This is a genomic window from Mycobacterium sp. SA01 (assembly GCF_041287105.1).
In the GTDB taxonomy this organism is placed as follows: domain Bacteria; phylum Actinomycetota; class Actinomycetes; order Mycobacteriales; family Mycobacteriaceae; genus Mycobacterium.
Window position 1 is genome coordinate 66,451 of record NZ_JBGGNO010000011.1, and the last position, 22,474, is coordinate 88,924.

Sequence of the window (22,474 nt, forward strand, 5' to 3'; positions counted from 1 at the left end):
TGCTTGTTTAGCATACCTTGTCCGGTGCCCGGTTCGGTTATGTCTGCATTGATCCCGCAGCTCATCGACCCTGCCGTTACGGCCTACTACCCCACCCCTTGTCGGTGCCAGCGGCGCACCCGCCAGTGACCGTCACCTGGGGGTAGTCCGAGTAGTTCGACGGGTGTTCCGCACCGTCCCCGTAAATCCCTGCGCGACTACCTGGTTCACAATGATTCTTTGCCCTGAAGTCAGTGACTTGCCCGGCCTTGGCGAACCGGGGCGACCACGGCCCGGTGGCTTCGCGGCCGCCGTGCCCACCACCTGCTGGACCGGTTGCCTTCTGTCCGGCGGATAGCCCTGCGTGAGGTTGGGCACTAGCCGATGCTCCAGTCCCGCAGAGCATTACACAGATTCATACCCGCCTTCACGACCGGCTGATACCAAGTCGCCGTCGCCAGTCGTGCGCGCCAAGCAGCCGCGTTGCCCTGGCGATGATCCTGGCTTTGGCCGGGATCACCGGGTACCACAGCAGCTCCGTCTTCAGGGTGAACCGCTCCTCGACCACCGATTGCTGCCGACAGTACTTCAGCACGCCGTGTGCGCCGCCGAACCGCGTTCCCAGTCCAGAATTCTTCCAGCCCCCCATTGGTATCGGCATCTGGAATGTCGCCACCACCGCGTTGTTGACCGATACCGAACCCGCTTCGATCCGTCGCGAGAGCCGGTCAGCCCTGGCGCGATCGCGGGTCCACAAGCTGGAGCTGAGTCCGTATTCGGAGTCGTTGGCCAGCGCGATCGCTTCGTCTTCGTTGCTGACCCGCATGATGGCGAGGGTCGGCCCGAAGGTCTCTTCGCGCATACACGTCATGGTGTGGTCTACGTCGACAAGCACAGTGGGTTCGAAGAAGTTGCCCTCCGGACTCCGGTGTCCCCCGGTCAGTACGCGCGCACCCTTGGCCACCGCATCGGCGACGTGGTCGGCGACAATTGCGGTCTGAGCCGGTGTGACCATGGCGCCGATATCGCAGGCAAATGTGCCTGGCTGATCCATGCCCTGGCGCAGCGCGGCGACCTTCTCGGTCACCAGCGTCACGAAGCGGTCGTAAACGTGCGCCTCAACGTAAACGCGTTCCACCCCGACACATGCCTGCCCGGAGTTCGTCATGCCTCCCCATACTGCGCCGGCCGCCGCCCGCTCGATATCGGCGTCGGCGAGCACGATCAGCGCATCCTTGCCGCCGAGTTCCAGGCTGCACGGGATGAGTCGTTGCGCGCAGCGCACCGCGATCGCCCGGCCGGTGCGCACCGACCCGGTGAACATCACCATGTCCGCCTGGTCCACAACGGCCGCACCCGTGGACCCCGCGCCGTTGGCGCATCCCAGCACCGGCGGAGCGCCGATCTCCTCGTTCCAACCGCGCACGGCCTCCGTCCACGCCAACGGCGTCACCTCGGACGGCTTGCACAGGACAGCGGCACCGGCGACCAATGCTCCGACGACATCCATCATCGGGCTGGCCAGCGGTCCGTTCCAGGGGGTGATGAGCCCTACGAGCTGATGTGGCCGGACTTGCACTCGCAGCCGCCGCACCTTGTTGGCGGCGCCCGCAGGCTTCACCCTTCGATCGGCCATGAACTTCTCACCGTTCGCCGTGAAGTAATTGATGACGTCGATGGCGACTGCCATCTCCAGAGACGCATCGGCCCAGGACTTCCCGGTCTCCTGCTGGACCAGGGTCAGGATCCTGCGCTCGTTGTCGAGCAACCAGTCCAGCCAGCGCAGCAGATGCGCACTGCGTCCCCGGGGCCCAAGAGCTTCCCACGCGGGCTGCGCTGATCGCAGCCGGCATGCCAATGCAGCCACCGCCGCTGCGTCCATGCCGGGCACGGCGCCCACTACTTGCCCATCTCCTGGGCACCGAACCGTGATGGCGGTTCGCGGATCGAGCTCGGAAGAAGTGGCGGTTTCGTTCATGAAAAGTACTTTCCCTTCGGTGGCCGGCGCGCCATATCTAAAAGAGTAAGGTTTTGGCCGATTGTCGGCCACTATCGGTCTCACTAACCTACGCCCTATAGTTTTGTTACCTGCCACTGCTTCGTCCGTCAGCCAAGGAGGCATCCACATGAGAGTTCGACTCGAAAGAGCCAAGTGCGCCGGCCATGCTCAGTGCTATGCCGTCAATCCCGACCTGTTCCCCATCGACGATGACGGATACTCCGTCCTCAAACCGCACGAAGTCGACCCCGCCGACGCGGGCGTCATCCGTGACGGCGCCTCATCCTGCCCCGAACTGGCGCTGATCATCGAGGACGACTGAATGCGGCGCGGCCCGGATCGGCTTGAGCGACGTCAGTACCGGGAGGTGCTGTCGCCGAGATCCCTTTCCCTGGATGCAAATAGCAATACGACGGGACAAAGGAGGCGGTGCACCAACGGACAATTCTTGATTGACGTCTCATACCTATCGGCGTAAGGTTTGTGCATCGGCGGCGCGGGTCGCGGGTCGGTTCCGGCCACCGTTGACACGACGCGCTTCCGGACAGAATTACGAACCTGCGAGACCGCAGTGACCGGTCAATTCACCGCACAGTAGTAAAGGCACATCATGACGACATCGCTCCCCAGGCAAGACCGCATCCGCCGAGCACTTGAGCTGTTGCGCAATGAGACCACCGACAAATTCGAAGACGTCGTCGCGTTCGCTGCCGAAGAGTTCACCGACCCGGTACTGGCCCAGCAGGAACGTGACGCCATCTTTGGCCGGGTTCCGTCGATTGTCGCGCACGGATCCGAGCTCCCTAAAGCGTTCGATTTCCTGACGGTGCAGATGCCGCGCAACAACGTCATCGTGGTCCGGCAGCGCGACGGTGGCATCAAGGCATTCGTCAATCTGTGTCGGCACCGCGGCGCCATGCTTGAAGACAACGAGAAGGGCCGTTGCCGGTTCTTCTCGTGCCAGTACCACCGGTGGTCATACGACCCCGACGGTTCACTGCGAATGATCACTCGCGACAACACTTTCGGCGAGGTCGACCGGAAGGAACGCGGTCTCATCGAATTGCCGTGCGAGGAGCGCCACGGCTTCATTTGGCTGGTCGACAATGCCCACGCGACCATCGATGTCGCGGATTGGCTGGGCCCGGAGATGGATGCCATCCTGGCCGGCTACCACCTCGACGAGCTGCACTGCGTCCGCTCGGCGGGTTTCGATGAGCCGACCAACTGGAAGATCATGCAGGACGCCTTTCTGGACGGCTATCACATCCAGTACGCCCATCCCAACACCGCAGGCAAGATCATCCACACCAATGTGATGGCCTTCGAGGACTTCGGCCGGCACTGCCGCTTCATCGCGCCACGCAAGTCCATTGACCGTTGGTTGGAAGAGGATCCGGGCGACCAGAATCTCGACCGCTACGTCACCGAGACGCACTTCTTGCTGCCCAACAGCACCCTGCTTCGGCAGCCGGATCATTTCCAGCTCTTGACGTTCCGCCCGGACATCAGTAACCCCGGCAAGTCTCGGATGGAGCAGCGCCTGATAGTGCCACCGGTCGAACGGTCCGGGATGACCGAAGAGCACTGGAACAAGCTCTGGGACAAGAACTGGCAGATCCTGTTGGCCGTCCTGCACAACGAGGACTTCCCCCTGCTGCGAAATTCGCAGCGCGGGATGGCCAGCGCTGATGCCGGAGACATGTTGTTGGGCCGCAACGAGACCGCCAACCAAGTGTTCCGCCGCGAGACAAAAAAGTTGCTGGCCGAAGGTGCAGCCGAGTCCTGACCAGATGATCAAATACGAATGGCGGGACACTCTGAGCGACGAAGAGTCGATCCAGCTGGCGGACCTGTTGCGCCGTGCGGCCGACTACGACGCCGAGCCCGGATACACCACCATCGAATTCGCTGACATCGCCGACGCGATGGCACGAAGCGATCCCCGATACCGGCACCTGCTGGTGTGGATGCTGCCCTACGCCACGGCATTGAGGGCCAAAGATCACCCCGAACGCATCGCCGGCGTGATCCGACTGACGGTCAATGAGGACGGCACCGCGGAAGCGTCCGCCGTGGTCGATCCGCCACTGCGGTCGATCGGCATCATGACTCTGCTGTTTGAACGGATCGGATTGGACACCTCCGGACCACAGGGCTGGCAGGGCACTGGTGCGCACGTCGTGACAGCGTGGGCAAAGGGAAATCACCCCGCCTCCGGCCGGATCAGCAACCGGTTCCTGATTGCCCGCACCCGGCGGGTATGGAAGTTGATCAGACCGACGGACTCGGTCAGCGATGCCAACGGAGCGCCTGTGCTGGAACCGGTCTCGACGACCGCCCTCGCCGAATTCCCGTGGGCGTCGGCACTGGTCGCCACCACCGGACCCCTTCACGCGCTCCGCGAGGGCGGCCGCATCATCGGTGCCGTCAGCATGGACTTCACCGCAGTGGAATCCGAGGAGTTCGGCTGCTGCGGGACCGTGCAAGCACTGGCCGCCACGCCACAGGCGGACGCCGACTCCCGCAAGCGTCTGCTCAACGGAGCCGCAGCTCTCACCCACGAAGCCGGCCTCACCGGGCTGGTCATCCACGTCGACTCCGACGACACCGCCTGGGTGAATGCCTGCCGTCTGGTCAACTTCCAGCACGACCGCACGGACGTGCTCCTACAACTCGGAGGCCACCAATGAGCGTCGAACTCGATTTGCTGCCCGCCGGCCTTGCCGCGACCGTCGAAGCTCACGGAAAGGCCGTGGCCGCCGGCGACAACCGAACGGTGCTCGCCGATTTCCTACCCGACCGTATCGGGCAACTCATCGCCTCAGCCGATGTCCCCACGCCGCTCAAGAGCGCCGAGGTGCGCACCATCACCGACGTCGGCGACGGCCGCTACGACGCCGTCATCCGATACAGCAAGCTCGATGACGAATGGTTCGAATTACGCAGCCGCTGGGTGCGATTCGCGGACTGCAGCTGGCGGGTGCTCAGCGTGCGCAATATCCCGGCCACCGCCCCCTGGATGAACATTACTGGGCCCGGCGAGGACGGCTTGGACACCCCGCATTGGGATGCGCTTCGCGAAGGTGAGCTCAAGATCCAGCGCTGTGGGGAATGCCGCCGCTGGATCTGGTCGCCGCGGCCCATCTGCCCGTCCTGCCATTCGATGGACACCCGCTGGGAGGTCGTCGCACCGGTCGGCACCGTGTACTCCTGGACCCGCACCTGGCAGCCGTTCACCCCGGAGAGCACCGGTCACCTGCCCTACGTCGTCGTCCTCGTCGAATTGCCTGGCGCCGATGGTGCACGGGTGGTCGGCGTCCTCGCCAATGCCGACGGCGTCACGCCCACCATCGGAGCACCGGTACGCGGCGACATCGAGCCCCCACCCGACGAACAGCACTGGCCCCTGCTGCGTTGGCACCTGGAGAACCCACTGTCATGAGTTTCCGCGGATCCACCGCCGTCGTCGGGACTGGCTCGACCGGCTACTACAAGCGCGGCTCCAGCCCGCTGACATCGGCTCAACTGGTACTCACGGCGATACTGCGAGCGTGCGAGGACGCCGACGCCGATCCTCGCAGCATCGACGGCTTCGTCTCCTACGGAGGCGATTCCAGTGAGGGCCTGGCCATCGGCACGGCACTGGGTGTGCGTGAGATTCGCTGGTCCACTGAAGTGTGGGGCGGCGGGGGCGGCGGGATCGCCGCCGCTGTCAACTGCGCCGCCGCCGCCGTTTACAGCGGGCAGGCTGACTGCGTCGCCGTCTACCGCGGACTGTCCGAGGGCACCGACGGACGCCGCGCTTTCGCCAAGGGGCACATCGGATCGCTGTACGCCGCACACGGCGTGCTCGCGCCAGCCCAGATATGCGCGCTTCGCACACAGCGTCTACTCGAAGTCGACCGGGTGCCCCGGTCCGCTATGGAAGCGATCTCACTGACCGGCTATCACCACGCGCAGAACAACCCTGACGCCGTGGCGTACGGCCGCCCCGTCGACCACACCGGCTACGAGGACAGCCGCTGGATCTCCGAACCGCTGCACCTGTTCGACTGCTCACGCGAGAATGACGGCGCTGCAGCAATTCTCGTGGTGAGCACGGACCGGTCCGGGGATTACAGCGGCGTGCCCGCTCTTATCCTATCCGGGGTGCAAGGCGCCGCCGCCGGCTGGGGCGAATCGGTCGAGAACGAGACCAACTACAGCACTGCGGGTTTCCATCCTGCGATGGTGGCCAGGCTGTGGGCCGGTGCCGGAATCGGACCCAATGATGTCGACGTGGCACAGGTCTACGAGAACTTCACTGGACCGGCCGTCGCTTCGATCATCGACCACGGCCTGTCACCCGGCGGACCCGCAGCCGGGGAATTCCTCACCTTCGAAAACCTGACTGTGGAAACCGGTACACTCCCGATCAACACCGCTGGCGGCAATATTGCAGAGGGTTTCGTGCACGGCATCGGCCTGGTAGTGGAGGCGGTACGTCAAATTCGCGGCGGATCTCCGAACCCGGTCGCGGGTGCCGACATCTCACTGCTGATCGGCGGCCCGATGGCCCCGCTGGTGAGTTCGACAGTCTTTGGGTCCCCGGCAACAGCCTGACCCCGGTCTCAGCTTTGAAACGAGGAGCAGATGGCAGCGAGCGTCGGGTCCGCCCTGAACTGGTGGGCAAGAACCACAGGCGAGGAAGCAGCCCTCATTGTTGCCGAGGACCGGCTGACCTATCGGGAGTTGCACGACTGGTCAAGCCGGTTGGCGCGGCGACTGTCCGAGGACGGCGTCAAACCCGGTGATCGGGTCGGCTTGCTGAGCGCCAACGCTCTGGCCTGGCCGGTGGCGGCACTGGCAATCATGAAGAGCGGTGCGGTGCTGGTGCCATTGAACGCTCGGCTCAAGCCGGCCGAGATCCGCAAGATCGCCGACGACGCCGGGCTTAGCTTGATCCTGGCAGGCAAGGCTCACGTGGCTGCAGCGCAGGACGCCCGCCCCGGCGGCCACGAGTTCGAGGTTTTGGACTTGGACATCGTCGAGGTCGAACGCAACGGTGAACCCGACGACTTCAAGATTGACCGCGACCCTGACGATGCCATTGCCGTCATCTTCACCAGCGGATCGACCGGCCTGTCCAAGGGCGTCATTCTTACAAACGCCGGTCTGCTGTCCATCGTGCTGGAGAACACGCTCACCCAGGATGGCTTCCGTCCCGGTACGGTGACCCTGCTGGTCCTCCCGCTGGCGTTCACACCAGGTCTGGTCTACGGCCTGTTGATGACCACCGTGCTCGGTGGGACGCTGATCGTGGAACCGGAACTGAATCCCTCGCGTGCGGTGGTTCTCATCGAACGCCACAGTGTCCGAGCACTTTTCGGCGTACCACTGATCTTCGAAGCCATGTCGAAGGCACCCGAGTTCGCCGAGGCGAATCTGAGTTCGCTACAGACTGCGATCGTCGGCGGCGCCGCGGTGCCGGTGGAACTGCTCGGCAGGTGGGCTGACAAGGGCGTGTTGCTTCGCCAGATCTACGGAATGACCGAAGCCGGCGGGGTGGCCACCGCGACGCTGCGCCATGAGGCGCTCGGGCATCCGGGCTCCTGCGGCATCGGGTCGATCTTTACTGATGTACGGGTCATGGGCGAGGACGGAGATCTTCGGGGTCCCGGCGAGCAGGGCGAGATCGTGGTGCGCGGCCCTCTGGTGACCCCGGGCTACTGGAATGACCCAATGTCCACTGCACAGGCCATTCGCGACGGCTGGTTGCACAGCGGAGATCTCGGGGTCGCCGACGAGTCCGGCCGGATCACCTTCGTCGACCGCATGAAGGATCTGATCATCTCGGGCGGAATCAACATCTCGCCCGTAGAACTGGAATCGGCCATCGGCACCCTCGACGGGGTAGAAGAGGTCGCCGTCATCGCGGCCAGCGATGCCCGATTCGGCGAGACCCCGGCCGCGATCATCACCGGCACAGTCACCAGCCAGGAGGTGGTCATCGCCCACTGCGAGACACTGCTTTCGGATTACAAGATCCCCCGATATGTGGTGCTTCGCGATCAGCCGCTGCCCCGCCTGCCGAGCGGCAAGCTCGACAAGCGGGCCATCCGCTCGGAATATCATGATGTCGCAGAACGGTTTCCGCGCGCCCGCTAGGGTGACCCCAGGCGGGCGTGCTCGGCCGCACGTCGTAGAACAGCCGGTTCACATCCCGGGACTGCGCATTGCCGACAGATCGGTCAGTGCCCTGACGTGCCGCCGTCGACGGCCAGCGTCGATCCGGTCACATAGCTCGATGCCCGGCTGGCAAGGAAAACCACGGCAGCGTCGATCTCACGTTGCGTACCCACCCGCCCCATCGGGCAGGCGGCGAGGAACCGTGCCAGTGTCTCCTGGGACATCTCGCCGATCATGTCGGTCTCGACGAAGCCAGGCGCAATCGAATTGACCCGAATACCCTTCCGCGCTGACCACTGGTTCGCCAGATCACGAGTCAACCCGATCAACCCCGCCTTGCTTGCGGTATACGCCGCCTGCGGCAGGATGGACTTCACCAGACCCAGCATGCTTGACACGTTCACAATGCTGGCGCCGGGCTGCATGATGCGTGCGCACGCCTGCGCCGCCCAGTAGGCGCCCATCAGGTTCACCTCGATCACCGCCTGAAAGTCTTGCGGCCGTTCCGAAGTCGCCGGCGCGACATGGGAGACCCCGGCATTGTTCACCAGCACGTCCACCCGTCCGAACTCCGCGAGTGTGGCGCTGGCCAATTCTGCGCATGCTTCGGGCTGTGTGACATCGGTGGGGACCACCAGGCAAGACCGGCCCGTGGCGCGAACGGCCGCGGCGGTCGCATCGAGCTGTGCCCTGCGCCGGCCCGCGACGACGATATCCGCCCCGGCCTCGGCCAGCGCTCGGGCGAATCCCGCACCGAGTCCGCTACCAGCCCCGGTCACGATCGCCACCGAACCCGCAAGGCCATATAGCTCAAGTATCGAGTCGATTGGTTCGGGTGTGGTCGTCGATGACACCGCATCGTCCTTCCGTTTGTCGTCGAATGCAGGCAAGGCACCGCAGAACAGCTCGTCGGTCTGCGCCATCAGCTGGGGTCACGAAGGAGAGCACGGTCGTCCCAACGCAGATTAATCTAATGACATTAGCCTAGGCGGGTTCAAAGATGCCAGATGCGGGCCTGCGCCGGCGCCACCGGTCACGGCGGCCCGCACGCTCCGCCAGTCCGACCAAGACCCCTCTGCTCTGCGACAACGCCGACTACGTATCGTCTGACATTCTTTGATTGACGTCTCATACCTATCGGCGTAAGGTTTGGCCGGACGGGTGTCTCACGTCACAGTGCCACTACGTTGTGGAGCGCCCCGAGCGAAGCGCGGGGTCTGCGGGGCCCAACCCAAGGAGGATCATGAAGCTGGAGAACAAAGTCGCGCTCATCACCGGCGCCGGGTCCGGGCTGGGCCGCCGATGTGCGCAGATTTTCAGCGCCGAAGGCGCCACGGTCGCCATCGTCGACATCGACGGTGATCGTGCTGAGCAATCACTCAAGCTCGTGCAGGAGGCGGGCGGAGACGCGATCGCGATCACCGCCGACGTGGCCGACAAAGCACAGATCCAGTCGGCGGTCGACGAGGCGGTGGCACATTACGGCAAGCTGGACATCGCCTGGGCCAACGCCGGCGTGGTGTCGCGGGGCGGCGTTCCCTCTGTCGCCGGTGGTGAATACGTCGCATTCGAGGACCTGACCGAATCCGATTGGCAGCACGTGCTGGGGGTCAACCTGTCCGGCGTCGTGTACACCGCCCAGGCCGCCATCCCGAGCCTGAAGGCCAACGGCGGTGGCACAATCTTGGCCACCTCGTCGGCCGCGTCGCTGGTGGCTTACCACAACATCGCCATGTACTCGGCCACCAAGGCCGGCGTCAACGGTCTGGTTCGCGGACTCGCACTTGATCTGGGCCGTTGGGGAATTCGAGTAAACGCGATCGCGCCAACGCACGGGATGTCACCCAACTTCCTCATGCCCCCCGGAACTCCGGTCGTTGGCCAGTCCTACGAGGAGGTCGCCGGGCCCTGGGACCCGACTGTTTCGCCCATCCCGCTCAAACTGCAGCGGCCGCCGTCGATCGATGACAACGCCAAGGTCGCACTGTTCCTCGTCAGCGACGATTCCGCCTACATCTCCGGCGCCACTATCGGCGCCACTGACGGCGGCACGCTCTCGCGTGTCGGGATGTGGTTCGACGAGGACCTGAACCCCCAGCCCGTTTCCTGACCACCCACACACCGGAGAACACCCCATTATGACCGCAGCAACCAGCGTCCCGACAGAACTGGTCGTGGACTTCGACGTCTACGACCCCGCCCTGGCCAGCCCCGTCGATGTGATGCAGGACAAGGTGGCCGAACTGGCGGCGATCGGACCCGTGGTCTACTCACGTGCCCACGGCGGGCACTGGGTTGTCACGCATTACAAGGAGATTCAAGAGGTCCTCACCAATCCGGAGACCTTCTCCAGCTACCCCAACAATCTGGTCACCAGCGATATCGGCAAGTTCATCCCCTTGGAGCTGGACCCGCCGGAGCACACCTCCTACCGGCACGCGCTGCAGCCGCTGTTCAGCCCGCAGCGGATGAAAAAGCTGTCCGACGACATCCGGGCCGTGGTCAACGAATTGCTCGACGAGTTCGCGGGCAAGGGCGAAGTGGAATACGTGTCGGCATTTGCCCACGAGCTTCCCGCCCGGATCTTCCTCGCCCTGATGGACTGGCCTCTGGCCGATGCGCCCCTGTTCACCGAGGCCACCGACACAATTCTGTTCGGCAAGCCCGGTGGCACCGAGGATGAGTCCAATCAGGCACGAATGATGGCCGGCCTGAAGATGTTCGGCTATTTCCAGAACATCGTGGAGTCCCGGCGCGCCAATCCCGGTACGGATATCACCTCGACGCTCATCCACACCGAGGTCACACTGCCCGACGGCTCCCGGCTGCTCAACGACGAAGAGCTCAACCGGATGTTCTTCCTGCTGTTGATCGGCGGGCTGCATACCGTGCAGGGCTCATTGTGCTGGGCGATCGTGCACCTGATACGAAATCCCGAACAGCGGGCCGCACTGGTCGCCGACCCGGAGCTGATCCCCAAGGCGGTCGAGGAGATCCTGCGGATTGAGGCGGCGATCATCCCGGGGCGACGGGCGACCAAAGATGTCCAGCTCGGCGGCGTCAGCATCGCCGAAGGTGACCAGCTGATCGTCATGTTGTGCGGAGCCAACCGGGACTCCGGTGAATTCCCCACTCCGACCGACTTCGACATCGAGCGTCATCCCAACCGGCACTTGTCCTTCGGGGCCGGCGTACACCGCTGCCTTGGTTCACACCTGGGCCGCCTTGAGCTCGTCATCGCGCTGGAGGAGATCCACCGCCGGATCCCGGACTATCAGCTCATCGAGTCCGATCCGCCGGTCTTTCATTCCAGCCAGGTCCGCGGTTGTGCGCGCCTGCCCATCCGGTTCACTCCAGAGACCTAGCGATCGCTTGTAGAATCACGAACTCCGAGAAGCCGAGCGACAGGAGACCAGATGGCTCGCCGCAAGAGCGGCACCGGCCTGAGCTCCGACGCTGACGAAGCCCGCCAGCAGATCCTTGCCGCAGCGGAGCGGGTGATCATGCGATACGGCGTGCCCAAGACGACCATGGACGACATCGGCAAAGAGGCCGGGGTGTCCCGGCCCACCGTGTATCGCTACTTCGGTGACCGCGACGCTCTGCTAGCCGCCCTGATTGAGCGGCGCTCGCGGATGCTGTTCGCACGCGCCCACGACTTCATCCTCAGTCACGCCACTTTCGCCGAGCAGCTCATCGAAGGGTTGATCTATCTTGTCGACCACGGTCGCCAGGATCCGATCGTCCGGATGTTGGTGAGCCCCGAGCACATGGAACTGGCGACCCCCATCGTCGGTGGCGCGCAGTTAGCCACCAACCTGACCGCTGAGATGTGGACGCCTGTCTTGCGGCAAGCGATGGCGCGAGGTGAGACCAAACCTGATCTGGATATCGATGCGGTCAGCGAATGGCTGGGCCTGGTGCAGTTCATCCTTGTCGGACGGCTCGACTTCGCTTCCGCTGAAGATCCAGGACACCGAAAGATGCTGCGCGAGTTCGTCTTGCCGGCTTTTGTTCCAGTCCGCACCGCGGAAGGCGATGCCCACCACCGTCGGTGATACGCGAATAGTTGACTGCCACAGTAGATCCGTACGTCACCTATTACGAGCATAACTGCCGGGGATGTCCGCGTACGTCGAACGCAACAGCGGTTTTGCGATCTTGCCGCTGGCCAATCTGGGCAGCGGCTCCTCGCACAGGACCACATAGCGGGGCACCTTGTAGTCGGCGAGCCGCTGGTTGCAGTACTGGACGACGTCGCTCTCGGCAAGGGGCTGTGACGCCCTGATCAGAGCCGCCGCGGTCTCACCGAACTTGGTGTCGGGCACGCTGATTACCGCCACCTCCTCAATACCCGGCATCGTCGCGATCACCGCTTCGATTTCAGCGGGCGAGATATTCAGGCCGCCGGAGATGATCATGTCCTTGAGCCGGTCGACGAACGTCAGGTATCCCCGCTCGTCGAGTTTTCCTAGGTCTCCAGTGCGCAGCCACCCGTCGACGAGGGTGGCGCGAGTGGCTTCCTCGTTGCGCCAATACCCGGGCATCATGCCCGGTCCGCGCAGCAGAATTTCGCCAGTCACGTGCGGCGGGCAGTCGACTCCGTCCGCGTCGACCACCCTGATCTTGGTGAATATTCCACCTCTGCCGCAGGTTTCGGCACCGCTTGCGGATTCCTCCAGCGGCGTCACGCTCGCAGTTCCGCCGATCTCGGTCTGACCGTACAGCTGACGCAGGGCAACGCCGCGAGGCGACCACCTGCTCAGCAGCTCGACCGAGACCCGTGCACCTCCGACGTGCGCAGTAGACAGATGGCTCAGCTCCGCGTCGTCAAAGCCATCTACGCCGGCGATCTGCTCGAACAGGATCGGCGGTCCCGTCAGGGTGTTGGGTTTGTCCTCGATGAGGACCTCGAGCGCCCGGACCGGGTCGAAGCGGGGCTGCAGGTACAAAGTCCCGCCATTGAGGATCGTTCGTGCGATACCCCAGATGATCCCGGCCGCCGAGAACAGCGGTAACACCATCAGGGGCCGCAGATCTCGCCCAGAGACCGGTTCCAACAGGGACCACTCATGGGCGACCCCGGCGATAGTGTCGTGCGTGAAGATCACCCCTTTGGGCCGGCCGGTGCTGCCACTGGTGAACACGATGGCAGTGGGCATGTCCGTATCCAGGACCGGCCTGCGCACCGGTGGCGGGCAGCTGTGCCGGAGTCGGCGGACATCACGCTCGAAGACCGCGATCTCGAAGGACGGGTCCTGGGCGTGCACGTCATCTAGTCGCGGCTGTAGAGCTTCATCGCAAAACACCACGGCTGGCTGGCAATCGCTCACCAAGTCGGCCAATTCCCTGGCGACCATCCGGTTGTTGAACGGCGCGGCGACGGCACCCACGACGAGGGCACCCAATGCGGCGGCACACCACTCCAGTGAGTTCATCCCGACAAAGCTGACTCGATCCCCGGGTCGTACACCGCGCTCGAGGAGATCATGGCCGACGCCGTCGGCCCAGCGCACCAGCTCGGCGTAACTCACCGTGTCGCCATCGAAGTCGATCGCGGTCGCGGCGGGTTTGGTACGCGCCCAAAAAGTCAGAGCGTCGATGACGGTGCCGCTCACGGCCGGGCTCCTTCTTCGGCGGCAAGGGTCATCCGGGCAGACTCGGTATCGATGAGTTTGACGCGCGGACGGCCAAGGCGCCGACCCTGGGCGCGCTCGTGCCGGTCGATGGCGATCCAGCCGTCGACGCCGAAGCTGTGCGGGCTGCGGGACTGGATGAGCCGCTTAAGTGCCTCCGGATCGGCGGTCGGCTGCCTGAGTATGCCGTTGCGAAAATCTGAGACCAGGCAGTGCACCGTCTCGTCGGCGCAGAATCGGTTGGTCCCGATGACGCCGGTCGGGCCACGCTTGATCCATCCGGCAACATAGCGCCCTCGGACCAATTGGCCAGAGGCCGGATCGTAGACACGTCCAGTTTGATTGACCACCGTGCCCGTCGTGTCGTCGAAGGGTAGACCGGGGATGGGCGTGCCGCGATACCCGATGGACTGCAACAGAAGTCCGCAGTCCACGACCGACGAGCCCGCGATCCCCCGACGCTGCACGCGCACACCGGCGAGGTGGGTGTCCCCCACCAATTCGACCGGCGTGGTGTGGAACCGGAAGTTGATGGTCCGGCTGCCTGGCCGTCGGACGCGCCGACTGTACTCGGCGAGGACTTGCACCTTCAGCGGTGCCTCATCGCCTGCTGAGACTGCGTCGTCCACGGTGATGTCCACCCCGGGGTCGGCTGCAAGCCCGATCAGTTCGGGGGTAGTGCATGCCGCCGCCTCGGGACCGCGACGGCCCAGCACTATCACGTTGCGCACCGCGCTGGCGCTCAGCGCATCGAGCGCATGCTTGGCAATGTCCGTGTGCCGCAAGCGATCGACGTCGGTAGTGAGGATCCTCGCGACATCTAGGGCGACGTTGCCGTTGCCGACAATGACCACCTGTGGGTGGGATAGATCGAAGGTGCGGTCGGCGAAATCCGGGTGGCCGTTGTACCACGCGACGAACTCGCGCGCGGAGTAGCTGCCGGGCAGGTCGTCTCCGGGGATGCCAAGGCGGCGATCTTCGGAGGCACCAGAAGCGAACAGCACCGCATGGTGGTGTGCCGAGAGTTCGTCGATGCTCAGGTCGGCGCCCACCTCGACGTCAAAGTAGGCGGTCAGCCCCGGGCGCCGCAGGGTGCGTTGGAAGGTGCGTTCGATGGACTTTGTCTTCGCGTGGTCGGGAGCCACGCCGTAGCGCACGAGTCCGCCGGCGAAGGGCAGCCGTTCGATCATGGTCACTTCGGCGTCCACATCGCGGCGGCTTAGCAGGTTTTCGGCGGCATAGAACGCCGATGGTCCGGACCCGACGACGGCGACCCGAAGACGCTTGGGTTGCGCTGCCGCAGTAGGTTTCACCCGGCGGGTGACTGTCGGCTCATGGCTACGGGGGCGCTCGAAGAAGGCGGCATTGATGTCCAGATAGCGACGGTTGGCGTCGGTGATGTCGTCGTCGGGCACGATCGCGTCCACCGGGCACACCTCGGCACAGGCGCCGCAGTCGATGCATGCCCTGGGGTCGATGTGCAGCAACTCGGCACTGGCGTAGCCCGCTTCACCGGGTGCGGGATGGATGCAGTTGACCGGGCATACCTCCACACAGGTGGCGTCGTTACAGCAGTTCTGTGTCACCACATAGGTCATCGCAACTCCTCGTCGGGTCGTTGGTTCGATGGGTGCCTACGCCAGGCACACGGCCACCGGAATCCCGTTGACGATCGGACACCCGGTCAGCGGTTCAAGTGCACCATCGCCGACGAGGGCGTTGTAGTTTGTCCCGGGCACGGATTCCGCGTGGGGAGTCTGCAGGCCGGGGCCGGTGTGACCCCAGCCGTGCGGCATGCTGACCACCCCGGGTCGCAGCGCTGAGTCGATGCGCAGTTCGGCGATCACCGACGTAATTGCGGACGTGACGATCACCTGATCGCCGGAGAGCAGACCCTGCACCACGGCATCCTGTGGGGACATGAGAAGCGCACACAGTCCCGAATGTGGTTGCGGGAGTGCGTTATGGAGCCAGGAGTTCATGCCGCGCGGCTGTCGCCGATTCACCAGCGTCAACTCCGGTATCGGGCGGTGGATGCTGGCCGCCAGCCGGGGCAGGTCGGCGACGATCATCGGCGGTGCCAGATCGATACGGCCGTTGGGGGTCCGCAGCACCTCGGGTAGCCGCGGCTGCAGCGGGCCGTAGTCGATGCCGTTGGGTCTGTCTTCCAACTGTTCGAGGGTGAGCCCGCCCGGATTGGCCCCGAACCGGTCGCCGTACGGGCCGCTGCGTAGCCGCATGTCGAGCAGCCGTGCCGGCCCGGTTCGCCCGGCTGTCTCGGTCAGCACCCGGTCGATATCGACGCCGGCGACCGCAGCGGCGCGGCGCGCGGCGACGGCCGCCACGCCGTCGTCCATGTCGGCGATCGACCGGTTCGGCTGGCCGGCCGCCGCGGCGGCAACTCGGAGCAGCAACTGCCACTCGGCGAATTCGTTCTCGGACAGCGGGATGAGCGGAGGACTGTAGCGGGCAACGTTGCGGACTTGGAAGTGCGCCAACAGGATGTCGTGGTGGCCGCGGGTGGACACCGGCGGCGGCGGCAAGATGACATCGGCGTACCGGGTCGTCTCGTTGAGGTAGCAGTCCACCGACACCATGAACTCCAGGTTCTGGAGCGCGGCTTCGACGGCATTGCTGTTGGGCACCGAACGCGCCGGGTTACCGGCGAGAGTGATCAGCGCCCTGGTGCGACCGGGTCCCGGGGTGAGGATCTCCTCGGCGAAGCAGGCGGCCGGCAACTCGCCCAGCAGCTCTGGCAGCTGGCGCACCCGGGACCGCCACCGATCGAACATCAGCCGCGGCGGTTTGGACACCGGCCAGGTGTTTGGGCCGCCGCCGGGCGGCAGCGAAAACATCGCGCCGCCAGGCCGATCCAGATTTCCGGTCACCACTGAGAGAACTTCGATGAGCCAGTTCGCCAGTGTGCCGAACTCCTGCAGACAACTGCCGATGCGGGAATGGGCGACTGCCGCAGGCGCGCTGGCGAATTCGCGCGCGACACGGTAGATGACCTGAGCGTCGATGCCGCACGGTACCGCGACGATCTCCGGGGTGTAGTCGGCGACCATCGCGACGACCTCGGCGAGGTTGTCAACCACGTCGGGAATGAGGCTGTGCTTGACGAGGTTTTCGCGGGCGATGACGGCCAGCACGCCAAGGAGGAACAACGCATCAGTCCCCGGCCGGATCGCCACATGAAGATCGGCTACCTCGGCGGTGCGCGTGCGCACGGGATCCACCACCACCAGTCTTCCGCCTCGGGTGCGCAGCGCCTCCAGACGTCGTTGCATTCCCGGCGCGGTCATCGTGCTCCCGTTGGATACCAACGGATTTGATCCCATGACGAGCAAGTAGTCGGTGCGGTCGATATCCGGCACGGTGATACCCAACCCCGAACCGTAGAGCAGCAGTTGGGCGAGGTTCTTGGGCCATGTGTCGACGCTGGCCGGCGAGTAGATGTTGCGTGTCCCGAGCGCGGCCAACAGCTCGCCGAGATAGAACGGGGAATCGAGATGGTGTGCGGCCGGATTGCCGTGATAGACCGCGCAGCTGCCCGGGTCATTGATGACGAATTCGGGCAGACGTTCGTCGATCACGGCGAACGCATCGTCCCAGCTGGCTTCCCGAAAGTCGCCGGAAGCCGTGCGCAGCAGCGGCGTGCGGATTCGGTCCGGGTCGTTCTCGACGCTGGCCAGCCCGATGCCCTTGGCACAGCTGTGCCCCGCACTGAAGACGTCGGACCGGTTCGAGGTGATCTCGACGATCCGGCGGCCGTCCATGGTGAACAACAGTCCACACGTCGACTCACAGAGTGGGCATATCCGGGGACTGACCTGGGTCGACGGCGCGCTCACAGCCATCTGATGTGCATTTTCCTGTTCTATCGGCCGCGCGGCCACCGGGAAACCTGCTGTCTCTAGGTTGCCAACGTAATCGGTCGGGCACTGCGATTCTCCGGGGTGAACAGGATCGGCAGCTGGGTGACGCCGCGGACCTGCGATGCATGCGACAGCACTGGTTTCGACGTATCGATGCGGTAATCGGGGATGCGCCGGTGAATCGCCTCCAGCGCGGCGGCCACCTCGATTCGGGCCAGGTGGGACCCGATACAGCGATGCGGGCCCGACCCGAAGGCCAAATGCCGGTTCGGGGTGCGATCCAACTGCACCTCATCGGGGTCGACGAACTCGCCGCGATCGCGATTCACCCCGGCCAGGATCACGACCAGCTGGTCGCCCTGCTTGATCGGCAGACCACCGATCTCGGTGTCGACGGTGGCGTTGCGCCCCATCGAGACCGCCGCTTCGTACCGCAGCATTTCCTCGACGGCGCCAGGAAGCAGTCCCGGATCCTCGATGAGTTGTTGGCGCAGGGCCGGCCGGCCGGCCAGGTGGATGACGCTCCATGCCAGCGTGCCCTGCACAGTGTGCAAGCCGGCGATCAATAGCAGAAAGAACATTCGGCACAGCTCATCGTCGGTGAGCTGCCGCGGCCCCTCCGGGGTGTCCAGCGGGGTGTTGATGATGACGCTGGTGATGTCGGTGGCGTCGGGGCGGGCCCGGCGGTCAGCCACCACCTGCGCGAAGTAACCGAACATCTGGCCCGCGGCTTGATGGCGGGCAGCTAGATTCTCCTCCTCGGTCGCACCGGGCTTGCCCAAGATGGCGATATCGGTAGCCCCGGTGAACAGCGGTGCGTCCTCCAGCGGCCAGCCCATGAGCGTCAAGAAAACCGAGGTGGGTAGTTCATGGGCGAACTCGGAAACGAATTCGGCAGAGCCCCGGTCGGCGAAGTTGTCGATGAGCCGGTCGACGACCAGTCGGATCTCGGCCTCCATCTCCTTCATTCGGCGTGGACTGAAGAGCGGCTGAAGGACCTTCCGGTAGGAAGTGTGCTCGGGCGGATCGAGCTCGATCGGAATGAACTTGCCATCCCCGGCGCCCACCAAGTTGTTGGGATAGCTGGAGAACGTCTCAGCATCGCGAAGGACCGCGTGCGCTTCCTGGTAGCCAGTGATGATCCAGTGCCCACCGTGCGCGGTCGAGTACACAATGGGGCCGGCGTCGGCAAGCTCGCGGACCTTTTCGTTGAGTCGATCCACTTCACCGCCCAACGACGGGTCGTAGATGTCGAAATCGGTCACGAGACGCTCGGGCAGGTCAATCGTGTGTGCGCTCACTTGCTGTGCACCCTCCTTGGAAGCTGGCGTGCCACGACCATAAACCTATTGGCAATAGGTGGTCAAGGTCACAGCGGCGCGGTGTCGCGACCGCGATTCAACTCAGCCATCGGAGCCAGTAGACGACCCGAATGGTTTTAGCTATACCTATCAATATTAGTTTTACTCTGAAGTCTCCAGGAGGCGGTGTCGAATATGGAGCAGTGGAATATCGTCCGCGCTTCCCTGCTGGCGCGAGAAGTCTCACTGCCCTATGCCTCAGTTCTGCTCCGGCAGAATTGGATTGAGCCGATCATTCGGCGAACAATCCACTCCATTGCGGGCACCACTCGTTCGCGGACGCCAAAGAGAATCGGCGAGCCTGATCCTGGTCAATGACGAAGGTTCGTGCGATCTTGCCACTGATCTCCACCGGCGGACGGTTGCCCAATCGCAGCACGTAGCAGACCGATCGACCCGCGCTGATGATGTTGACATCACTGTTCAAGATGCCGATGTTTCGTGCCTCACGAATGACGTCGGCGTCGTCGGCGTGCGCGAGCGGGGCTGCCGCCAATACCAACCCCATCCCGGCGAGGCAGGTGAATACCCCAGCAGCAGTGTGCATTCACGCTCCGTTTCATAGTGGTGACTCAGCCGAGAGTTTTCGGCGTCATGGGGGGCTCAGCCAGGTCCGCGTTGGCGTGACGAAGAACCTGAAGGGACCGCGTGCGCAGTAGGTGCTGGTATCGGCCATGGTCGCGCACCGCGTCCCGTTGTATTCGATGTAACTGCGGGGTGACAGCTCGCGTTCGGCTCGCCCCTGCGGAAACTGAACTCCCAGCAGCCAGTCGTATCGGGTCACGACGTTTCCGTTGATCCAACCGATGTTCGTAGTTCCCGGAGGTGCGCCACGAATATCACCGACGCATCCGAAGCTACCTCGATCCCAGATACCGCAGTTCAGTCCCAGTGGGGTCGAGAACCACACACCCCCAGCGCTACTGGTGAAATAGTCGTCGTATCTGACCTTGTCGTAATAGTCGAGAATGAGGTAGGTCGAGGGGTAGGGGCTCGTCGCAGCACCCCCGTTGGGCTCCGCGAGCACAGCCGGTGAACCAGTCAGCAGGATCGCGCCGATTCCGGTAACTATCAACAGCCATTGGCTGATTCGCCGCGAGGTGCTCCACGTTTGGCTCATCATGGCAGGTTCCCCGGCGACGACTCGTTTTCCGCTGTGTGCGGCACGCTGCCGTAACAAGTTGCATTGCCCAGGTCGAGAATGCTTTCACAGAGCACGCTTTGACCCTTCGTGATACGCACCGTCACGAAGTGACCCTGCAGAACTCGCGCGACGGTCGCTGCGGTGCGAAAGTTGGGTCTCCAGTCGGCTCGCAGCTCGGCGCCATCCGCTGTCGGGCTGGTCGCATCGGCCACGGGCACCGTGAGAGTCCAGGGCAGTGGCACGTCCTGGAGCAGATGCTTGCCTGCGGTGTCGCGATATTCGACGCCTGCCAATTGGCCGACCGAGTCCGAGAATATCTCGTAGGTGACCGTATCTTCAGCGTGCGCCACTGGCAGATGGAACAAACCGGTGAGGCACACGGTAAGCGAGACCGTCACCAAGCGAATCCCATTCATCTGGCTTCCTCCACCTTTGAGCAATGAACGTCGAGCTTTCACGTTGACCGAAAGGTCCGTTACGCGGCCAGTACGACAGTTGTCAGGGTCATGTCCTTCTTCGCGTTGTACAGGGTGCTCACGCCGAAGTCCTTGTATGAACAGTCCGGCAGCTTGTCAAAACCCTGAAGTAGGGTTGCCTTGATGGCGTTGGCTGGAGCCGTCGCAGCGCCGGACAAGATCGACGCCGTGGTGCCGTCGTAGCCGAGATCCCGCAGTACTGTCAGCGCGTTGGTCTCGGGAACGGCCCGGGCCGCGTTGTTGATCCATCTGTCGGTCGTTTGGTTGATCTCCTCGGCCGCCTGGTCTACCACCGGGTTGGACCGCAGCGGACACGCTGCCGGCCGAGCAGCCGCCACCGCCGCTCGCAGCAGGTCCGTGGAATCCGCCAGCGCTGCCGGCGCCATGCATACGCTGGTCAAGCTGAGAGCGGTGGCGAGCATCCCGGTTGTGATCCGAACGCGAGAAGGGAGCTCGAAGCGGAGCCCCGTCACCCACTGGGCTCTGGCAATGAGCTGCTCAATCATCATGTTGCACAACCTCACCCACATGTTGTCATTGCTCGCACACGCGCGATCGGTAGATATCACTACCCCAGCGCTGCGCCTTCTGTACCGATGGCGCGGTGAACCAGTCAGGTTGATGCGCCTGGATTCCGGCATTGACATTGGATAACTGCTCCCACAGTTTGTAGAAGGCTTCGCCCTTGTAGATGGGAAAGTAATTGTCGCCGTAGGGATTCTGAGCTTGGGTGAGCGCCTGTACCCGGGGTGTCAAGAAATCAAGAGCCTGGCCGATGTTGCCCGTCACGATGTCGACCTGCTGCCCAATGTTGTCTCGGGTGTAGTCGAAATCGTTGCCGTCGGGACCGATCCGATTCTTCTGCAGTCTTGCGATCTGGGATCGCAACGTGGCGTACTGAGCGTTGTACCACTGGCACATTTCGCTCATTGCTGTCAGATCCGCGGCGGTGACCTTGTCTTTCGTCTGGTCATACGGAAAGGGGAACTTCGGTGCCCAGTTGGAAGGTGCCGGGGTGATGACCGGCAATGGCCTGATCAACGAACTATCAGACGGAGGACCAGGAATGGGGATATCGGCGTTGGGATCGGCGCCGGCCGACGGCCCCGTCAAGAGGGCCACCGCGCAGAGACTCACCGCGGAGTAGACAGCACACCTGCTGCGCAAGATTCGATGTCTCACTTCGAACCCATCGCGGATCCGATGCCCCCGACATCGGTGATCAACCAGTTGTTATTGCTGTCGATCGTCGTGCTGTAGGTCGCCGTCGATTGCAGCGCCTCGGGCGCCTGCACGGTTTTGGTTTGCACACTGACGAAACTGTCCACGACATAGATGCCGCCCGTGGACGATCTGACCTTGGCGATCAGAGGTTTCGCGCTCGAACTCCACTGCAGCGGAACCAGGACCTGCTCCATTGAGGTGCCCGCGTCGGAGAGTTTCTTCGTAAGCTCCGGACTGGTGCCGGCGACGAGCTTCACGTGCCAGGCCTGCAGGTCCTTGAAGTCCATCGTCGCGGCGTTGACCGCGTAGTCCAGCGCAATCTTCTCGGCATGCGCGTCGTTGGCTGACTTGACGGCCTCCGCGTCAACTTGGTGACGCGCACCCGCATACAGCCAACCCAGAGTGGCGACCGCGACGACGAGTATCGCAATGGTCGCGCCGAGGATGAGACCCCTCAGACTCAACGAAATGGCCCGCGGCCCACGTGATGACGTCACACCGGACTCTTCAGCGGCAGCGACGTCCGCTGAGTTCGTCTCTGCGTCAACCATTAGGTCGGCTTCCCGCGTCTGCTGGACGTCGGTGTCATTGACGGTCATGGTGTTG

General features: G+C 63.9%; 21 protein-coding genes. 9 read left to right on the forward strand and 12 right to left on the reverse strand.

Translation table 11 applies throughout. The annotated features are described in order from the left end of the window. Positions 1 to 406 precede the first annotated feature (406 nt). Complete coding sequence (locus AB4879_RS02910) at positions 407 to 1,957, reverse strand: aldehyde dehydrogenase family protein (protein ID WP_370506349.1); 1,551 nt, start codon at positions 1,955 to 1,957, stop codon at positions 407 to 409. Positions 1,958 to 2,105: 148 nt separating this feature from the next. Between AB4879_RS02910 and AB4879_RS02915 the strand changes: the two genes are divergently transcribed. The 6 genes from AB4879_RS02915 to AB4879_RS02940 all read left to right on the forward strand — a co-directional run bounded on the left by AB4879_RS02915 (position 2,106) and on the right by AB4879_RS02940 (position 8,128). Continuing rightward, a complete protein-coding gene (locus tag AB4879_RS02915; protein WP_370506350.1) occupies positions 2,106 to 2,300 on the forward strand; it encodes a ferredoxin in 195 nt (64 codons plus the stop codon). A gap of 288 nt (positions 2,301 to 2,588) precedes the next feature. After that, positions 2,589 to 3,767 carry an aromatic ring-hydroxylating dioxygenase subunit alpha gene (locus tag AB4879_RS02920; RefSeq protein WP_370506352.1) on the forward strand — a complete coding sequence of 393 codons (1,179 nt, stop codon included), beginning with the start codon at positions 2,589 to 2,591 and terminating at the stop codon, positions 3,765 to 3,767. A 4-nt stretch (positions 3,768 to 3,771) separates the two neighbouring features. Continuing rightward, positions 3,772 to 4,671 (forward strand): hypothetical protein, encoded by a 900-nt coding sequence (locus tag AB4879_RS02925; protein ID WP_370506353.1) that lies wholly within the window; start codon positions 3,772 to 3,774, stop codon positions 4,669 to 4,671. Further along, entirely contained in the window at positions 4,668 to 5,423 is a 756-nt protein-coding gene (locus AB4879_RS02930) for a Zn-ribbon domain-containing OB-fold protein (RefSeq protein ID WP_370506354.1), read from the forward strand. The genes AB4879_RS02925 and AB4879_RS02930 overlap by 4 nt, the downstream gene beginning before the upstream one ends. Then, the gene (locus tag AB4879_RS02935; RefSeq protein WP_370506355.1) at positions 5,420 to 6,583 is read left to right on the forward strand and encodes a transporter; all 1,164 of its coding nucleotides are present in this window, start codon (positions 5,420 to 5,422) and stop codon (positions 6,581 to 6,583) included. Before AB4879_RS02930 ends, AB4879_RS02935 begins: the two co-directional genes overlap by 4 nt. Before the next feature lie 30 nt (positions 6,584 to 6,613). Further along, positions 6,614 to 8,128 carry a class I adenylate-forming enzyme family protein gene (locus AB4879_RS02940; protein ID WP_370506356.1) on the forward strand — a complete coding sequence of 505 codons (1,515 nt, stop codon included), beginning with the start codon at positions 6,614 to 6,616 and terminating at the stop codon, positions 8,126 to 8,128. 83 nt (positions 8,129 to 8,211) lie between these two features. On the opposite strand, the gene AB4879_RS02945 is transcribed toward AB4879_RS02940, so the two are convergent. Next, complete coding sequence (locus tag AB4879_RS02945) at positions 8,212 to 9,003, reverse strand: SDR family NAD(P)-dependent oxidoreductase (protein ID WP_370506440.1); 792 nt, start codon at positions 9,001 to 9,003, stop codon at positions 8,212 to 8,214. Positions 9,004 to 9,392: 389 nt separating this feature from the next. Here AB4879_RS02945 and AB4879_RS02950 point away from each other — a divergent pair, with 389 nt between their 5' ends. The 3 genes from AB4879_RS02950 to AB4879_RS02960 are packed head-to-tail and all read left to right on the forward strand — an operon-like array spanning position 9,393 to position 12,207. Further along, positions 9,393 to 10,259, forward strand: a complete 867-nt coding sequence (locus AB4879_RS02950) for an SDR family NAD(P)-dependent oxidoreductase (RefSeq protein ID WP_370506358.1) — start codon at positions 9,393 to 9,395, stop codon at positions 10,257 to 10,259. A gap of 28 nt (positions 10,260 to 10,287) precedes the next feature. Next, entirely contained in the window at positions 10,288 to 11,514 is a 1,227-nt protein-coding gene (locus tag AB4879_RS02955) for a cytochrome P450 (RefSeq protein ID WP_370506360.1), read from the forward strand. Positions 11,515 to 11,565: 51 nt separating this feature from the next. Beyond that, on the forward strand, positions 11,566 to 12,207 hold the full coding sequence (locus AB4879_RS02960) for a TetR/AcrR family transcriptional regulator (RefSeq protein ID WP_370506361.1): 642 nt from the start codon (positions 11,566 to 11,568) through the stop codon (positions 12,205 to 12,207). 36 nt (positions 12,208 to 12,243) lie between these two features. On the opposite strand, the gene AB4879_RS02965 is transcribed toward AB4879_RS02960, so the two are convergent. The 10 genes from AB4879_RS02965 to AB4879_RS03010 all read right to left on the reverse strand — a co-directional run bounded on the left by AB4879_RS02965 (position 12,244) and on the right by AB4879_RS03010 (position 22,467). Next, positions 12,244 to 13,767 carry a class I adenylate-forming enzyme family protein gene (locus AB4879_RS02965; protein WP_370506362.1) on the reverse strand — a complete coding sequence of 508 codons (1,524 nt, stop codon included), beginning with the start codon at positions 13,765 to 13,767 and terminating at the stop codon, positions 12,244 to 12,246. Further along, positions 13,764 to 15,383: an FAD-dependent oxidoreductase gene (locus tag AB4879_RS02970; RefSeq protein WP_370506363.1), complete on the reverse strand. Its 1,620-nt coding sequence runs from the start codon at positions 15,381 to 15,383 to the stop codon at positions 13,764 to 13,766. Before AB4879_RS02970 ends, AB4879_RS02965 begins: the two co-directional genes overlap by 4 nt. 36 nt (positions 15,384 to 15,419) lie before the next feature. Beyond that, positions 15,420 to 17,645 carry a molybdopterin-dependent oxidoreductase gene (locus AB4879_RS02975; RefSeq protein WP_370506364.1) on the reverse strand — a complete coding sequence of 742 codons (2,226 nt, stop codon included), beginning with the start codon at positions 17,643 to 17,645 and terminating at the stop codon, positions 15,420 to 15,422. A gap of 56 nt (positions 17,646 to 17,701) precedes the next feature. Then, the gene (locus AB4879_RS02980) at positions 17,702 to 18,964 is read right to left on the reverse strand and encodes a cytochrome P450 (protein WP_370506365.1); all 1,263 of its coding nucleotides are present in this window, start codon (positions 18,962 to 18,964) and stop codon (positions 17,702 to 17,704) included. 292 nt (positions 18,965 to 19,256) lie between these two features. Then, positions 19,257 to 19,571 carry a DUF732 domain-containing protein gene (locus tag AB4879_RS02985; RefSeq protein ID WP_370506366.1) on the reverse strand — a complete coding sequence of 105 codons (315 nt, stop codon included), beginning with the start codon at positions 19,569 to 19,571 and terminating at the stop codon, positions 19,257 to 19,259. 45 nt (positions 19,572 to 19,616) lie between these two features. Next, complete coding sequence (locus AB4879_RS02990) at positions 19,617 to 20,144, reverse strand: hypothetical protein (RefSeq protein ID WP_370506367.1); 528 nt, start codon at positions 20,142 to 20,144, stop codon at positions 19,617 to 19,619. Continuing rightward, positions 20,144 to 20,566 (reverse strand): hypothetical protein, encoded by a 423-nt coding sequence (locus AB4879_RS02995; RefSeq protein ID WP_370506368.1) that lies wholly within the window; start codon positions 20,564 to 20,566, stop codon positions 20,144 to 20,146. The genes AB4879_RS02990 and AB4879_RS02995 overlap by 1 nt, the downstream gene beginning before the upstream one ends. 77 nt (positions 20,567 to 20,643) lie before the next feature. Then, positions 20,644 to 21,153: a hypothetical protein gene (locus AB4879_RS03000; protein ID WP_370506370.1), complete on the reverse strand. Its 510-nt coding sequence runs from the start codon at positions 21,151 to 21,153 to the stop codon at positions 20,644 to 20,646. A gap of 25 nt (positions 21,154 to 21,178) precedes the next feature. Further along, positions 21,179 to 21,766: a hypothetical protein gene (locus tag AB4879_RS03005; RefSeq protein WP_370506372.1), complete on the reverse strand. Its 588-nt coding sequence runs from the start codon at positions 21,764 to 21,766 to the stop codon at positions 21,179 to 21,181. 56 nt (positions 21,767 to 21,822) lie between these two features. Then, positions 21,823 to 22,467 (reverse strand): hypothetical protein, encoded by a 645-nt coding sequence (locus AB4879_RS03010; RefSeq protein WP_370506373.1) that lies wholly within the window; start codon positions 22,465 to 22,467, stop codon positions 21,823 to 21,825. Positions 22,468 to 22,474 lie beyond the last annotated feature (7 nt).